Origin of the sequence: Parapedobacter brassicae (assembly GCF_051400755.1) — a bacterium.
Lineage (GTDB): Bacteria > Bacteroidota > Bacteroidia > Sphingobacteriales > Sphingobacteriaceae > Parapedobacter.
In genome coordinates this window covers 1-15,501 of sequence record NZ_JBLFFL010000012.1, presented here as the reverse complement: position 1 = coordinate 15,501, position 15,501 = coordinate 1, and the positions used below count along the sequence as shown (strand labels likewise).

Below are 15,501 nucleotides of genomic sequence, written 5' to 3'. Positions count from 1 at the left end.
CGTAACTGTTTATTCATACTATTCAGTTAATTTCACAATTTGTAATTTAGCTAATCGTTCAATGGCCAACAGAAATACCAATAAGGCAAAATAAACGGGTTTCATATCGTTACGTCAACTGTATTTATAGGAAATTACAAGAATCAATCACCGTCCTTCTTCTCTAAATTATTGATGAGCTTAGCCAACAACGCGTTCTGTTCGCGGCGTACGGACACACTTTTTTCGACCCATCCGTCAACCATGCGATAGATGGCGTAAACGAACGCGACAATAATGCCGACGTAGAGTAGAATGGGGATGAAAATGAAGAATGAGTTCATAATTTTAAGGGTTTATAGTTTTTTTAATTAACCTTTTCAATAAGTATCAATTCGTCTCTATGCCATCTCGGATTTCCCATTTAGGCTTATAGTTAGGTTGTTTTCTGTCGTTTACGATCTCATTTCACACCTATTATCTTATTCGCAACGTTGCTTTATCATTTAAGTTCGCAAATTGGTGCCCCGCCAATCACTCAAATGTCGGTTTTTCATCATAATACGCCCACTCACCTTTAGCGATCAGTTTATCTCTCGTCTTTAGGGCCGCCATGAGCGCTTCCCCCTCGTCTTTCGCCAGGGCATAACAATACAATTCCGAACGATTAAAGTCGTAGCCGTTTTTCAATGCGAGATCGATATACTCCTCTTTACTATCAAATACAGCTCTGGGCGGCGCCCCGTCTTCATAGTTATGCACTAAATAGACTTTCTTTTGTCCCATAAAATCACTTTATGTTTACACTATTCACCCGGCCACACGCCCTGTCGGTTTTCTTCCCACCACCCAATACGCAATCGTTCCTATCAGCGGCAACGCCAATATTACAAGGCACCAAAGCACTCGGTTAGCTCCAGGGATATTATCATTTGCAATACAGTGGATCAGCCCGAAGACACAGGCGAGAAATACAGGTATCGCTAGGAATAGAAAAACCAGTTCAGGGGTTCCAAGGTTTAAGAATAGTAGCTCCATATTTGTAATATTAGGTCTGACATTTGGAATTTACTGCGATTTACATAGCTGGTTTAAGGTCTTTTATTTAACTATTTTGTTGATGTCTACATTGGTTTTTCAGGCATGAAATCCTTAAGACTACAGCCAAATTCTTTTGCAATACGGTTCAGCTGTTCATAAGAGTACATACTTTTTGATTTATTGCTTTCAATTTGGCCAATATACCCAACAGTTACTCCAAAATCTCACTAATATCCTCTTGACTTTGGCGATCATCATGAGGCAACATATTGGCCCTCAAACCAGATAGACAACACGACCTTCATCCACCAAAATCTTCGCTTACTTCAGGTCCAAGTCACATTGATTTTGATAAAGATAGACAGTTTGCCGATAACATCCAAATGCTTTGGATCTATTAGAAGTCTTTATAGCGAGAAACGTACTGTGCTTTTCTGCATAAGCGCTTTTACAACCGCCATCAGTTAACATTTCGTTGGTCGTGTCCAATTTAGCGTGCAAGTGGTATAGAATAATAATTCTTATTACCTTCTTTTCTGCTGTCTATGAAATTCTCCCTTTTAAAGGATCTAAGGCAATCGGTCACATCTTTATTGGTTAGATCAAGTTTGCTAAACTCAGCATATGACTTAAGCTTGGATATTATATCTTCAACAGACTTTTCTTGTTTAAAGAAATTGGATGCAAACAATTTATATACCCTTTTGATTATCAGCTTCTGCTTTTCTCGCTTTTCTGAAGTTATCTTTTTCCTCTTTGGCAATTCTTGATCAATAGGCTTGTCTGGGTAAAATATTCTCGGGGAACATTCGAAGTCCTTCGCTATTTCATTAATTTGATCATGAGACAGCATGCTTGGGCTTTTATGGCTTTCAACCTGTCCAATATATCCATCTGTAACATCCAAAAGCATGGCAATATATGATTGTGGCTTTTTCCTAAGAATTCGTTCAGCAACAATATTGGCCACAATTTCTAGTTCTAACTTGGACTTTTGGTTCATTAAAAAAATGATTGATTTCTCTTGCAATTGAGTATTTTTTGCATATATTTGTCCTTAGTTATTACTAAGTGTTTTGCATATTGTAGCAAATGGAGATAGAATAACACATATTTTTGAACATCTTCATTAGAAGAAATGAGGGTGTTCGCTAAGAGCCTCGTCCGAACAATGTGGTAATTGAATGGACGCGAGGAGTAGGTGAACACCCCGGTACTAAGACATTAGTCATTAGGCCGGGGTACTTACTGATCGCGTCCTGGTCGACCGTAGGTCGGCCCCCGTTTACCACCGGGAGTTCGGGCTTTCAGTAACCCCCGGCCTTATGGCATTTTGGCAATACTGAAGAAAAGGGGCTCTTATACCTAAATAAGAGTCGATGAAAAGAACGTCTCAGTATATACAACCAAACCGAGTTGCTTGCAAAAGCAAATCATTCTGTTATTATACACTTAGTGCACAGGAAAGGCTTTATCCGGTTAAGCCGAAAAACCCAATCTAATCTTTCCCACTCACTCAATTGGCAGTAGGCCAATAAACCCATCATTTTACCGAACACTAAAATCAAATAAACTTAGCAACAGCGATCTCGTCACTGCCGCTAAGAGTTTGACCAAAACTACTAACTAATGAAGCAAAAATTACGCTTAATGGCCATGCTTTGGCCTATATACAGTTCTTTCATGTGTGCAGAAGCCCGCGCACAGCGCCCCGAGCCCTCGGGGCCTGTGCTGTCGGGTATTGTGTCTGATACAGCGGGCAATCCTATCGAGGGGGCCACCGTGGGAATCAAGGGCACATCTGCCAAAACCCAGACTAACGAAGATGGATATTTTTCGCTGCGCGCCACCCCACATGGTACTATACTGCAAGTAGCCCACTTGGGCTACCAAACAATCAGCACAAAGATAAGCGCGGATAATGTTGGTCCTTTTCGATTCGCCCTCATCCCCAATGAAAACATGCTCGAAGAAGTGGAGGTATCCACCGGATACCAAACCATACCGAAGGAACGCGCCACAGGGAGTTTCGTACATATTGACAATGAGTTGCTCAATAGAAGAGTAAGCACCAATATATTGGATAGATTGGACGGAATAACGAATAGCTTGCTATTCAACAAAGACGGCCATTTAATGGGTAATAGGAGCCAACTTAGCATAAGGGGTAGAAGTACGATTAATGGAAATCTCTCTCCATTGATAGTAGTGGACAACTTTCCATATGAGGGAGACATCAACAATATAAACCCAAATGATATAGACAATATCACGGTGTTGAAAGACGCATCAGCCGCGTCTATTTGGGGTACACGAGCGGGTAATGGTGTAATCGTAATCACTACAAAAAAGGGGGCTTTCAATCAAAGAAAGCAGGTGGCTTTGAACAGCAACCTAACAATCGGCAGCGTGCCCGATCTGTTCTACGCCCCGCAGCTTTCCAGTGGAGAATATATAGAGATAGAGAAATACCTCTTCGAAAACGGGCGATATGGCGCTGCACTGAATACCGACTACACCGAAATATCCCCGATTGTGGAAGCATTGCAACATCAAAAAGATGGATTGATAAACCAAACAGAAGTAACCGAGTTAATTGATCGATTAGAAAATAGCGATATCAGAAACGATCTGAAACGTTTTATGTACCGCAATACGATCAACCACCAACACCAGGTCAATTTCCAGGGGGGAAACAATGGGTATAAGTATTTCCTTTCATCTGGCATAGACCGCAATAGGGGAAATACCGTGGGAAACGGATACGGCCGGATTACCTTTAGCTCAAAGAACACCTATGACATCATAGCCGACAAGCTCACTTTTTATACGGGAATTGACTTTTCCAACGCAAACTACCAATCCAACACCCGTTCTTACCTGTTGCCCAGATATCCCTATGAAAAGCTCATCGATGAAAACGGGAATCACCTCGCGGTGTCGGACGGCACGCTGCGATTGAGCTATGTGAAACAAATGGAAGAGCTGGGATTGCTGGATTGGCATTATAGACCCCTGTCCGAGAACGCCAGCAACCAAACAAGACAGGTAAATGACTACCGCTTCAACACGTCCCTAAACTTTACGCCATGGCAAGGCCTCGGCTTATCCATACACTATATGTATCAAAGGACAAACGGGCATAACTCGACATATGATGGACCAAATTCTTACTATGCCCGCAACCTCGTCAATCAGTTTACCCAAATTGACGAGTCCGGTGCCCTATACAGGCCGCTCGCCGAAGGTGGGATTGCCAACAATAACGAATCGCAAACCTCTGCCAGCAACGGGAGAATACAGTTCACCTACAACAAACGCTTTGGGAGTATCCACGATATCGATGTGCTTGGAGGTGCTGAATTCAGGGACAACAGCACCAATAGTGCCAGCGTAGCGTTATATGGCTTTGATGAAGATCTACTTACCAACGTCAACTCCTCCTTAAATTTTTTGGAACCATATCCCATAATCTATGGCAACCGATCATCAAGGATTCCAGTGGGCGTGGGCAACGGTGCAGTCAGGGATGTAAACGTATCCTATTACCTGGCAGCAACCTACCGTTACAAATCCCGCTACACCATAAGCAGCAGTTTCCGCAGGGATGAATCCAATCTCTTTGGCGTGGAAGCTAACCAAAGAGGCGTGCCGCTATGGTCGGTCGGCATTTTGTGGTCCATAACTGACGAAGATTTTTTCGACGTGGATTGGCTACAGTTGCTAAAACTAAGGGCAACTTATGGCTATAATGGCAATATAGATAAATCGACAACCGCATATCTTACGGCCGCCAATTCCGGCAGTACAAATACGTTCGGGTCTCCGATAGCCCGTATCACTAACCCCCCAAATCCGTCATTGCGATGGGAGCGGGTAAAGAACACCAACATCGGTATTGATTTTGGGCTTAAAGGCAATTTGCTTTCAGGTAGCATTGAATACTATATCAAGAATGGCCTTGATTTGATCGGCGATAGCCCCATCGCACCCCAAACCGGGCAAAATGTATTCCGTGGCAACTCCGCGTCGCTGCTTACAAAAGGCATTGACGTCGCGTTATACTCACGGAATATCGATAGGACATTTAAATGGCAGACAGCTGTTCTTTTCAATTTCGTACAAGACAGGATTACGGAGTACCAAGCTAAATCTGGTTCAAATTACGAGATCGTCAACGCTAACTATCAAAACCCCATGGTGGGGTACCCGTATTTCTCGCTGTTTGCGTTCCCTTTCGTCGGCCTCAACGAAAGTGGACGGCTGATCGGCATGTTGGACGGCGACCCGTCTACCGATTACGTAAATATTAGAAATTCCGCAAATACGTCAAACATCACGTATATCGGCCCCGCCAGCCCAACCGTTTTCGGTAGCATACGGAATACATTCATGTTCAAAAACCTGACCCTGTCTTTCAACATTCAATATAAATATGGTTACTTCTACCGCTCTCCCTATTACCTGAACAACACGACGCTATTCAATGGTACGTATCGGAATCAAGTAGGATATAGCGACAGATGGAAAGCACCGGGCGATGAGCTACGCACCACGGTACCAAGCCTCGTTTATCCCGCCAACGCGAGCCACGATGTCTTATACGGTCTTTCTGACATCCATATCCAAAAGGGTGACCACATCAGGTTGCAGGATGTAAGATTCAGCTACAGCGTCCGGCCCAAGTTTTTCCAAGCCATCATGCCAACCGTTGATGTTTTTGTATATGCTTCCAATTTGGGTATCCTCTGGAAATCATCCGATTCGTGGATAGACCCCGATGCGGTTGTAGGAACACCGGCAACTGAACAATATGCTTTGGGTATGAACATCACTTTCTAAAAAAACAACAATGAAGACAACGACACATATCTTTCTTTTAATCTCCTTTGCTCTTTTGGTACGATGCACAGCCAGCTACCTGGACGTAAAACCCTCCAGCGATATTCTGACACCTTCGAAATATGAGGATTTTGTATCCATGCTGGATAATACGATCCTGAATTTAGCACCTTCTCTGCCTATAATATCGGGCGACGAATACGAGCTCCTTGACGACAACGCATGGACTTCACTAAGTTCGGCAACGGAGAGGAATGCTTATATCTGGGCGCGGGACCTGTTCGAAGGGCAAACAGAGCGTGCCGATTGGGACAATCCCTATGCAAGCATATTTTACGCGAATGCTGTGCTTGATCGCCTGCATACCGCCTCGGTAAAGTTCACGGATAACCAAGTTGATTATCTAAGAGGATGGGCGTTATTCATACGCTCAAATGCATATCTCCAGTTGGTACTGACATTTTCCAAAACTTATAGCGAGGCTTCAGCAAGCCATGACCTGGGCGTACCTTTGAGGCTATCGTCCGACATTAATTATATAGCGGATAGAAACTCACTTGCAGACTGCTATGACCTTATCGTAAAAGATCTCCGCGCAGCTGCCGAATTACTGCCGTCCGGAGTCCCTCCGCGCGAGCGGAATAGACCTTCAAAAGAGGCATGCTTTGGTTTGCTCTCCCGGGTATTCCTATATATGGGCAATTATGCATTATCCGAGTCATACGCCGATAGTGCCCTGGCCCTGCTACCCGACCATCTACTGGACTATAATGCATTGGATACATCGTCTACCACCCCTTTCTCGAACAACAGCAAACAGATCGTCTTTTATGCGCAATATTCGCCGTCCTATTCCACCTTGGTAATGGGAAACGGCAATCGCGTCAAAGTGAGCAATGAATTACTCGATCTATATAAAGCTGGAGATTTGAGGCCGAAACTTTTCTTTGCTTCGCAGCCAAACGGAAATAAATATTTCAAAAGGGGGTATACGCGAAATTTGTATCCCTTCGCTGGATTTTCAGTAGAGGAACTATACCTCAACAAGGCCGAGTGCAGGGCGCGGGCAAACGATACTAAAAACGCGCTCGACATATTAAACACGTTGCTATCCAAGCGGTATGCACCGGAATATTTCGAGCCCGAAACGGCCGCTGACAGCCAAGAAGCATTATCGCTCATCCTCAATGAACGCCGAAAAGAATTGGTGTGGAGGGGGTTCAGATGGTGGGATATCAAAAGGTTGAATGGGGAGGGTGCCAACATATCCTTAAACAGGGTCGTCATGTCTGAACGGTATACACTTCCTCCCAATGATCCTCGGTTTGTTTTTCCAATTCCCGACGATGAAATATCAAGAAGCGGTATTCAACAAAATGAAAGATAACAGCAAAGATGAAATACAATATAGTTATGAAATACAGTATAGTTTACGCGCTCATCCTTGTCGTAACCTCGTCTTCTGCCTTGTGCAAAAATAATTTTAATTCTACCATTGTCGAAGGGACAATCAAAGGGTTGCCTGAAGGAGCAACCATGGAAATCTTGCTGTATAACAATTACGTGAAAGGTACCAACCCTTATGCAAGTTCCCAGCAAATCCCCTGCAAGCTGTCCAATGGAATTTTCCATGCCGAAATACCAACAACCGAACCCTTCTTCTACGTTTCGTTCGGAATTTTCCATCCTAATCAAAACCGGCAAACTGATTATAAAATCAACCGGGGGAAGTTGTTCTTAGTAGCCAAAGGCGATTGCCTGGATATAACCATAACGAAAGATACAGTAGTGACGAGGGGCACAGGGAAAGAGTTGTTTGACTGCCAATACAGGCTGTGGAGTTTCCACTCGTTTTCAACCAAAAGCGCAAGCGATCTATACGACAAGGGTGCTTATGACGGCTATTTCGCCATCTATGGCAAACTAATGGAGGGATATATTCGCGAAATTATGGCGGTATTGGAAAAATGCCGAAATTCCCTCAGCCCGTATGCATACGATCAGCTGTACCTCGACTGGTCTGCGAAACAGGAATTGGATTTTTTAAACACTTGTTGGATCTCGTTTCACGCGATGAAACCAAAAGGTAAAATTGCCTTAAAAAGATTCTTTTATAACACCTTGCTACATCGTGAAATACCAAAAATAGATACCGTACGCGCTCTTTTCTCTCCCTACCATACGGCATATGTGCTAAAAAAGGAAATCATTGACCTATCCTTTAAGCAGATTGACTCGGTAAAGTACAAATTTCAGTTCAATGAGCTGCTCGCGAGGATAAGCCAAAAGCACGGGGGGCTTTTGGAATCCAAACTGATTTATACAGCCTTTGACGATTCCGGAAATATACAGGAAAAATCTGCTTTGATTGATAGCCTTTTATCATCGGCGGCTCCCGATATCTATGCTAAAAAATTGCAAGCGTATAAAAACACAAACATGGCAGGAACCCAGATTTTCCCATTTGAGTTTCATGACACCGCCGGCCGATTGTATACGCCGGCTGACTTTCTTGGAAAAACTGTCATGTTGGATTTCTGGTTTACGGGTTGCATTCCCTGCCAAATGGTCGCGCCGAAGCTGAAAGAGTTTATGGAACATTTTGAGGAACGTGATGACATTGTATTGGTGAGTGTCAATATCGAAAGATCGAAACGCTCATGGATAAAATCGATTGAAGACGAAAAATATACATCAAAAAAATATCTGAATCTAAGCACCGGGGATATGGCTAATGACTTCATCAAGGCGTACAATATAACCTCCTTCCCAAGACTGGTTATTTTTGACGAAACCGGAAAAATCATTTCAATTGACGGCCCTCTTCCCAGAAACAAAGAGTCAAGCAAACAACTTTGGGAAATGCTTAACAATTAAGGAAAAGGTGATTGAGCGAACGGCCGCTCAATCACCTTGAATAGGCGTCTAATGATTAACATCAATTACGGATTGGGATCGTATATACCCGATGACGCGTCTTCATGCTCTTCAAGTGAACTATACAACGACACATCCTCATAATCGAGTGGAGTGGGTATCATCTCGGAGTCATTATCCGAAATCAACACACATGCGGGTTCGGTTTCATCAAACTCGCAATCAGCAGTGGGATCCACAGCACCAAGACTTTGTTCGTATTGCGTGCCGTTGTTGACCCAATAACGGCGTTGCAAGTGCTGACTTTCCTTAGCAGTAAATGCACTGAACCCTATTGTTAATGCAGCCATCATCATCCCGAAGATGGCTTTCTTTATTTTGGAACTAATAGTTGCCATAATATTAAGAATTTTGTATTTGAGATTTACCTTGTAATGATACAGCAGCAACCCCGCGGCCAAGGCGATGAAACCGCAATTGAATAAGAGGTGCTGCCCCCAGGTGAGTTTTTCGATGGCACCGCCGCAATGGCAGGGAAGCCGTTCGGCAAAGAGCAACATAGCGCCGATGTAGCCTGTGAAAGCCACCATCAGCGCCAAGGCTCCCCAAAGCCCCAGCCGGTTGGTATCCGGCCAGATCAGCAACAGGGCTACCACCGCCTCCGCGCCCAATACGCCCCATGCCAGCTCTACGGAAGATGTACCCACATAGGGTATTTGCCTGATGCCGTTTTTAAAGGCTTCGAATGCAACGACCTTGTGATAGACCGTATAGAGAAAGAGAATAACAAAGAGTAAAGACAATCCGTAGACTAGCATTTCCTTGGCGGCATTACCGAGCCGGAAGCGCGGCATGGGTATGTTGCTGATGATGCGTTGCATTTTTTATCCATTGGTTAGTGATACCATTGATTCATTCACCGATTGATGCGACATGTCATCGGCCCTTGGCTAGGACATGCATCATTATGTTTTCAGGGATCCATGGTTTGCCTCCTTTCGTGATGCCCGGCTGCATTGCCGGCGCAACAAACAAAACTAGCTCACGCCACCCACCCCGATGCGACACATGCTGCACGGGTAATGCGACATTTCCGGTAGCCCCTTGCGGGTTACCCAGCTAGCTACCCCTCGCCTCGCGCGGTGTTTTGCCGAAATACTTCTTGAAGGCGCGCTCAAAGGTGCGCAGGTGGTCATACCCCAGCTGGTAGGCCACCGCGGTGGGTGTCAGCCGCTCCCGGGTGAGCAGCCGGTGGGCCTCTTCCATCCGTACCCGCTGGATGTACCGGCCGGGTGTCGTATGCAGCACCTGCATAAACAGGCTGTACAGCCCCCGCTCTGACAGGCCAAATCCGTGGCTGAGGTCTGCAAGGGTGGGGATGTTGCCCTGGGGCACCTCTTGGTGCAGGTATGCCGTGATCTCGCCCACCTTGGCCCCAGGTGATGTTTCTGCCGGGCCATCGCTAGGTACCAGCTCGCTCACATAATGGAGCACGAGCTGGGCCAATGGGGGATACAGTGCTACATCCTGCCCGATGGTATGGCCCTGTTGCTCCAGGTGGCGCAGGTGCAGCAACAAGCGGCGGTGGCGGTAGCGCACAGGCAGGGCTTGCCCGGGCAGGTAACCCCACTGCACACCCTGTAGCAAGGGGCCTAAGGCGGCCAGCCCATCCTGCTGGTAGCGCCGCAGCCAGGAAAGCTGCACCACGAAGTAAAACAGGAAATGCCGGCCCGGGGCCAGCCTAAGGGTATACTGCCCGGCAGCCGCATACACGGGCAGGTACTGCCCGCCGGATAGGCGAATGGGCGGCTGCCCATGCTGAGGGTGCTGGCTGCGCGCTTCTACCTGCCCATCCAGCAGGTAAGCCCAGATGACATCCCCATGGGGGCAATGGACGGCAATACGGATGGGCCGCGCGCACCGGGCCTCTACCACCCCGGCAAATGCATGGCGTGCATCGTGGTACTGCTCGGCCAGCCAGAAATGCCGGCCTACCCAGCGCTGCATAGCCGCATGGGCCATGCGGTACCGTACGCCCGCGGGTAGTCGCCCCGGTTCGTTGGCGGCGCGGTGGTACTGCTCGGGATGGAAATAGATGGGTTTTTGCATGGTGGTCTATGGCTGATGGCGATAAATACCGCGTTGCGGTGGAGGCCGGATAAGCCCGCCGCAGCGGATAAATGATTGGATCATGTATGCTGGGCGTTAGGTTTGGGGGCTGCACGGCGCGCTCCCTGCGAGGGGTCCGCCCGCCGGAAGGGCCGTGCAGCGCGGTGAGGATATGGAGTAGCGATCTGCTCGCTTGTTGCTCCCGCTTTTTGGTAAGGGAAATAGAAAGCGCATAGGTTGAGGAGCATCATGATGGCGCTGAAATGATAGAGCCCCATGAACAGGGCGATGCCTGCATGCATAGCCAGGATGCCCCAGAGCCACCATCGCCGGGTATGCCGCAGCCAGATGCCCACAGGATAGGCCAGCTCCAGCAGGATGACGGACCAGCCCAGTGCTGCCACAAGCAGGGGATACCTGCCGAGAAAGGCAATATCGGGCCGCAGGGCGCCCATGAGGTCAGGCAGATGGAGCGCTTTCCACAGGGCCTCCCCATTGCGCCAGGTGGGGCCAAGCACCTTGTCCAGGCCGCCGAAAAAATAGATGACACACAGGTGCAGCTGCAGGATGCGGAGGCAGGGGGTGGCCCACCGGTGTTGACCTTGGCCCCGCGGAAACCACGCGCAATAGAAAAGGGCACTGGCGGCCACATGGTCAAACCCATAGCTGAATGCGGGATGGGCCATGTACAAGCCCTGGTGCAGCACGCAAAGCAGGATGGCCGCTGCCCGCGCGAAGATGCCTGCCGCCAGAAATGCGCAGGCGACCACATAGGCCACCAGGTGCCCGTGGCCGATAGCCCAAGCAGCGGGCAGCCCCGCAGGGGCCTCTTCGCCGAGCCGGAGCAAGCGGTGGTCGATGACGCTCCCCGGCCCATAGAGGGTATCGAAATCGGGCCATAGTTGCAAGCCGGTCAGCAGCAGAAGCAGGCCCGTACCGCAGCGGAACACGGGCAGCCAGCTCGGCCGGAGCGAGGTGGCAAAGAAAAAACGGTGGATCATCGGTTGGGCGGTTGGTTGATGGTCTTCTGGTAGATGGGTATGCGATAGCCCTGTTGCATCGCGCCATGCGACCCCAATACGGGATGGTGATACACCAGCACCTCACATCGGATGCGGCGGGTGCCTCCCCACCGTTGCCGGGCAATGTGCTGGGCAAGGCAATGGGTGATCGCCTGCGCCTGTCGGTACCGTAGGGTGGCTGTATCCCGGTGGCCAGTGCTGTCGCCGAGCAGGTGCTGCAGGCGATTGAGCAGGCTGTGGTAGCGCAAATGGGAATGGGCTTGTTTCAGTATGGGCACCTGTGCGGTTGAGTGCGCGGCGCCGCAAGCATCCATGGCGGCAACTTCCAGCTGGAATGAACTGCCTACCTGCGGCGCGAAAAAACCATAACCGGCAGCGGTGCCCGCATAGCATGCAAAGCTGCGGGCCGCAGGCCACGAGGTGAGCGCTGCCAAGGCGTGCCGGGCGCCAGGGAGATAACCGGGGCCTGCCCCTTCTGTCAGCAGATGATAGCCCTGCAGGGTACTGCTGGTGTTGTACACCAGCATGCATCCGAGATGCCAGACGGCAAAGAAGTAATACAGGCCCCGGTACATCGCCTAGCTGCCGTAGTAAGCCAACAACTGCTCGTCTCTCACGGTGGGCTTATCCGGCTGATCGCCATCGTCACCAAAATAGAGGTCATACTTGAAAATGGCCGATCCCAATGCCACGTGCGGAGTTAGCGTTGCGGTTGGCGCGCCGGCAAAGGCCTGCGTGGGATTGGGCAGGGCCGAAATGATGTGGAACCCAATCGCCATACAAGCGGCGGTGCCAAACGAAATCAATGTCAATGGTTTCTTTTTCATGTTGTTAGTGTTTTGTTTGGCATAAAATTGAGCAGTTAGGACCACAGATGGTTGCTGTTTTCCCGAAGTGGTAGGATTAGCGCCGTATCCGGTATATTTCCGTGTTTTTTCGACATTTCTTATTTTTACCGTTCTCGGTTTACAACTAACTAATCTGCCATGAAAAGAACAGCCCTGCTGATAGATGATGACGCATTGGTACACCAGGATGTCAAACACCGGTTAAAAGGACTCCCCCAGCTGACGATCGCTGCCACGTGCTCAAGTGTCGATGAGGCACTTGACTACCTTGAAAAACAGGGCGAGGTAGACGTCATCTTCTGTGACATCATGATGCCCGGCAAAGATGGTTATGAGGCCAATAAATTGCTGGCTGGTTACTGCCGCCTGTTTGTCTTCCTCACCCAAAAGAAAAGCCATGGGGCGGAGGTCTACGGAACGAAGTCCATGGTGCATTATCTCCGAAAGCCGATCGATGCCGCCACGGTATCGCTGCTGCTCGCTCAGCTGGATGAGGCGGATAAGGTAATAGCCGAAACGGGCCATTCTAAGAATTTCGTGTTTTTGTACGACCGCTTGTCCGGCAACAGGGTGTTTGTGCCGGTGCTGGATATCCTGATGATTTCGGTAAACGACAAATACGGCGAGGTGACCATTGCGGACCAAGAAAAAAAGATGCTCGTATACGGTACATCCGTGGCTATAGCGCGCAAGCTGAAGGCTGCAGGGTGGTTCGTCCGCATCAGCCAGAACTGCATCATATCGGCCCACGCGATAGACCATATAGACAAGAACCTGGTGATCTATTTCAAGTGGGGCGGGTATGAGGCCGTCACGCGCACCTACCAGGCGGCTTTCAGGGCATTCATGAATCGGTATGGGCTGGGATGATATGGCATTGCATGGATCACAGCGGTATCGGTTTGGCTGGAAATACCACATCGGTGTATGCCTGATCGCCTTATTGGGCTTTTCACTATATTGGTTTGGGGTGGTGCGCGACGCCCATCCCAGCCATCGCAATGACGCCTGGGTGTCATCGGGGATTAACATCGCGATCTTCTATCTGAATTTCCTGTGGGTGTGGCCGCTCGCAGTGATCAGCGGCCGCCTCCGCTGGGGCTGGGTGTTGCTTATCCTTGCCACCAATGTACTGGTGATGGCTGCGGCGTCCTTGGCGGTCAGCACTGCATTCGGCAATCTGCAGATAGACTTGGAAGGTTTGCGGCCCATGGATATCCTATCGATATTCGGTGGATCCATACGCAACCTGTTTCCGTATGCCATCCCCAACCTATTCAGCCTGCTGACCGGTCTGGTAGCCTTCCTCGTGGAGTGGATTTACCTGCCCTTCGCCAACCGCAAGGACACCGAGCGGAAAATCCAGCAGGCACGGCAGGCGTGGCGGCGCGCCCAGCTGGATCCTCACCTGCTGGATACGCATTTGGTGGTGCTGAGCGTGATCACCCGCGAATCGCGGCACAAAGCACAGCTGGCACTGGACCATACGATCAAAGTAATCCAATTTTACATCGGGGACAATGATCCGGCAGCGCCGATACAGCTGGAAGATGAAATCGCCTGCGTACAGCACCTGATCGAAATACAGCGCATCCGGTACGGCGATGCGCTCAACTGGCGGCTGGAAACCGAAGGCAACGTAGCGGGCATCAGCGTGGCCCCGATGATGCTGATGCCGCTCGCCGAAAACATCATGCGCTATGCCGAAGTGGACCGGTTGGATGCTCCGGCGGTAATAGGGATACGCGCAATGGATGACAACTTGGTCATCACCACCGAAAACCGCATACGCATAACAAAGGGGCGGCAAGGTAGCGGCACGGGGCTATCCAACCTGGAAGAACGGCTCGGCTATGCCTACCCCGGCAGGCACCGCTTGACTGTACGAGAGGAACGTGGGTGGTTCTACACGGAATTGATCATCTACAACGTGCGTGAACCACAGCCGTATGATGGCAGATAGCCAAAGAATAGCTATGTTTGCAATAACAACAACTGTTGACCAAACCATCTACCAGCAGCATATCGCGGTCAGGTGGGCAAAGCGTACCGCCAACTGCCTAATGGGGTCCCTGTCATGAAGATGGTGCTTAAACACCAAGCCTCATGAAAGACCTTTTCGAAAAACTAGATAACAACTTAAGCAACATTGATTTTCAGCTTACTCCCATCGCCCAGGTAGCCCGCTTCATGATCGAAAGCGGCTTTCTGGAAAACCTGGCCGAGCACCTCCCGGAAATGATGGCCTTCATCCGCCGTACCTTCCCCCGGGAGGAACCCAAGCTGTTTATGCCTGATGTGCTGCGCTACCTTGGCATCAGCGAGCGTACCTACTACCGCAAGGTGGCCGAAGGCCGGCTGATCCCGCGCAAGTGGGAAGGGCCGGACTTCTTCTACCGCAGCGACCTGGAGGAAGAGCGCCGGGAGAGCAGGCGGCGCGGAAGGATCTGACGGTTATCCGGCATCCGCCCGGTGACAGGTTGTGACCGTCTCGGGGCTGGCCCGAGACTGGTCCGCAGCTGGCTTTGCGTTGCTCCGGCCGCCGTCCGGCCCGGGTTCGGCTGGGGTTCGGTTTCTTCCCGAAGCCCGGCCGAAGGATTGCCGGAGCCCGGCCGAACGTCTCCCGAAGGATTGTCGAACGAGTGTCGAAGGATTGCCGAAGCGCAGCCGAACACTGGTCGAACAACTGTCGAAGGAATGGCAGGGATGTCTTATCCTGATATAGCTATACAGGTTAATAAATAAATCCTGAATTAATTATACACTGAGATCTGTTATTCCTG

15 protein-coding genes are annotated in these 15,501 nt (G+C 49.4%); 6 read left to right on the top strand and 9 right to left on the bottom strand.

Annotation, left to right across the window (positions count from 1 at the left end; all coding sequences use genetic code 11):
* Window positions 1-143: 143 nt before the first annotated feature.
* The 4 genes from ACMGDE_RS19060 to ACMGDE_RS19045 all read right to left on the bottom strand — a co-directional run bounded on the left by ACMGDE_RS19060 (window position 144) and on the right by ACMGDE_RS19045 (window position 2,023).
* Window positions 144-323: a hypothetical protein gene (locus tag ACMGDE_RS19060; RefSeq protein ID WP_436834428.1), complete on the bottom strand. Its 180-nt coding sequence runs from the start codon at window positions 321-323 to the stop codon at window positions 144-146.
* A gap of 190 nt (window positions 324-513) precedes the next feature.
* Window positions 514-765, bottom strand: a complete 252-nt coding sequence (locus tag ACMGDE_RS19055) for a hypothetical protein (RefSeq protein WP_436834427.1) — start codon at window positions 763-765, stop codon at window positions 514-516.
* 24 nt (window positions 766-789) lie between these two features.
* The gene (locus ACMGDE_RS19050; RefSeq protein WP_436834426.1) at window positions 790-1,017 is read right to left on the bottom strand and encodes a PLDc N-terminal domain-containing protein; all 228 of its coding nucleotides are present in this window, start codon (window positions 1,015-1,017) and stop codon (window positions 790-792) included.
* A gap of 493 nt (window positions 1,018-1,510) precedes the next feature.
* Window positions 1,511-2,023 (bottom strand): hypothetical protein, encoded by a 513-nt coding sequence (locus ACMGDE_RS19045; RefSeq protein WP_436834425.1) that lies wholly within the window; start codon window positions 2,021-2,023, stop codon window positions 1,511-1,513.
* Window positions 2,024-2,649: 626 nt separating this feature from the next.
* On the opposite strand from ACMGDE_RS19045, the gene ACMGDE_RS19040 reads away from it, so the two are divergent.
* From ACMGDE_RS19040 to ACMGDE_RS19030, 3 genes are read left to right on the top strand one after another with little or no spacing between them, the layout of a single operon-like run.
* Window positions 2,650-5,862, top strand: coding sequence for a SusC/RagA family TonB-linked outer membrane protein (locus ACMGDE_RS19040; RefSeq protein WP_436834424.1), 3,213 nt, complete (start codon window positions 2,650-2,652; stop codon window positions 5,860-5,862).
* 10 nt (window positions 5,863-5,872) lie between these two features.
* On the top strand, window positions 5,873-7,249 hold the full coding sequence (locus ACMGDE_RS19035; protein WP_436834423.1) for a RagB/SusD family nutrient uptake outer membrane protein: 1,377 nt from the start codon (window positions 5,873-5,875) through the stop codon (window positions 7,247-7,249).
* A gap of 8 nt (window positions 7,250-7,257) precedes the next feature.
* The gene (locus ACMGDE_RS19030) at window positions 7,258-8,739 is read left to right on the top strand and encodes a TlpA family protein disulfide reductase (RefSeq protein WP_436834422.1); all 1,482 of its coding nucleotides are present in this window, start codon (window positions 7,258-7,260) and stop codon (window positions 8,737-8,739) included.
* A gap of 65 nt (window positions 8,740-8,804) precedes the next feature.
* Here the strand turns inward: ACMGDE_RS19030 and ACMGDE_RS19025 are convergent, their stop codons facing one another.
* From ACMGDE_RS19025 to ACMGDE_RS19005, 5 genes are all read right to left on the bottom strand, one after another.
* Window positions 8,805-9,620: a MauE/DoxX family redox-associated membrane protein gene (locus tag ACMGDE_RS19025; protein ID WP_436834421.1), complete on the bottom strand. Its 816-nt coding sequence runs from the start codon at window positions 9,618-9,620 to the stop codon at window positions 8,805-8,807.
* A gap of 238 nt (window positions 9,621-9,858) precedes the next feature.
* On the bottom strand, window positions 9,859-10,848 hold the full coding sequence (locus ACMGDE_RS19020; RefSeq protein WP_436834420.1) for a helix-turn-helix transcriptional regulator: 990 nt from the start codon (window positions 10,846-10,848) through the stop codon (window positions 9,859-9,861).
* A gap of 80 nt (window positions 10,849-10,928) precedes the next feature.
* Entirely contained in the window at window positions 10,929-11,849 is a 921-nt protein-coding gene (locus tag ACMGDE_RS19015; RefSeq protein WP_436834419.1) for an HTTM domain-containing protein, read from the bottom strand.
* Window positions 11,846-12,445 carry a hypothetical protein gene (locus tag ACMGDE_RS19010; protein ID WP_436834418.1) on the bottom strand — a complete coding sequence of 200 codons (600 nt, stop codon included), beginning with the start codon at window positions 12,443-12,445 and terminating at the stop codon, window positions 11,846-11,848. Before ACMGDE_RS19010 ends, ACMGDE_RS19015 begins: the two co-directional genes overlap by 4 nt.
* Before the next feature lie 3 nt (window positions 12,446-12,448).
* On the bottom strand, window positions 12,449-12,697 hold the full coding sequence (locus ACMGDE_RS19005) for a hypothetical protein (protein WP_436834417.1): 249 nt from the start codon (window positions 12,695-12,697) through the stop codon (window positions 12,449-12,451).
* A gap of 159 nt (window positions 12,698-12,856) precedes the next feature.
* Here ACMGDE_RS19005 and ACMGDE_RS19000 point away from each other — a divergent pair, with 159 nt between their 5' ends.
* The 3 genes from ACMGDE_RS19000 to ACMGDE_RS18990 all read left to right on the top strand — a co-directional run bounded on the left by ACMGDE_RS19000 (window position 12,857) and on the right by ACMGDE_RS18990 (window position 15,169).
* Window positions 12,857-13,588, top strand: coding sequence for a LytR/AlgR family response regulator transcription factor (locus tag ACMGDE_RS19000; RefSeq protein WP_436834416.1), 732 nt, complete (start codon window positions 12,857-12,859; stop codon window positions 13,586-13,588).
* Window positions 13,575-14,681: a sensor histidine kinase gene (locus ACMGDE_RS18995; RefSeq protein WP_436834415.1), complete on the top strand. Its 1,107-nt coding sequence runs from the start codon at window positions 13,575-13,577 to the stop codon at window positions 14,679-14,681. The genes ACMGDE_RS19000 and ACMGDE_RS18995 overlap by 14 nt, the downstream gene beginning before the upstream one ends.
* A gap of 143 nt (window positions 14,682-14,824) precedes the next feature.
* On the top strand, window positions 14,825-15,169 hold the full coding sequence (locus tag ACMGDE_RS18990; RefSeq protein WP_436834414.1) for a helix-turn-helix transcriptional regulator: 345 nt from the start codon (window positions 14,825-14,827) through the stop codon (window positions 15,167-15,169).
* Window positions 15,170-15,501 lie beyond the last annotated feature (332 nt).